General features: G+C 72.0%; 1 pseudogene. It reads right to left on the reverse strand.

Annotation, left to right across the window (positions count from 1 at the left end):
* Positions 1-443, reverse strand: a pseudogene (locus RM590_RS35645) (MFS transporter); the annotation flags it as partial.

Here is a 443-nt window from a genome sequence, read left to right on the forward strand (position 1 = left end):
GATAGCTTCCGGTGGCGCCGTCGTAGTTGGCGATCAGCACCACGATCAGCACGGTGCGCAACGCGAACGAGGCGGCCAGCGCCATCCGGCGGCCGTGCTGCAGGCGGTCCAGCGCGGGCCCGATCAGCGGGGCGATCACCGCGAACGGGGCGATGGTGATCAGCAGGTAGAGCGCGACCTTGCCCTTCGACTCGCCGCTGGCGGCGGCGAAGAACAACGTGTTGGCCAACGCCACGGCCATCGCCGCGTCGACGGCGAAGTTCGCCACCACCGGCCAGGTCAGTGCGGTCAGCCCGGACTTGTCGGCGCCGTCGGCAGTGGCGGCGCGGTGCACGAAACCGTACATTCGCGAGCCCATTTCGCGGCTGCGCGCCGCGGCTGCCCGGGTGACGGTGACCTTCTCGCCGGCCGCCGACCCGACCCCGCGCGACGGCGGTGGGTCG

The sequence above is a fragment of the Streptomyces litchfieldiae genome (assembly GCF_031845365.1).
GTDB classification, from domain to species: domain Bacteria; phylum Actinomycetota; class Actinomycetes; order Streptomycetales; family Streptomycetaceae; genus Streptomyces; species Streptomyces litchfieldiae.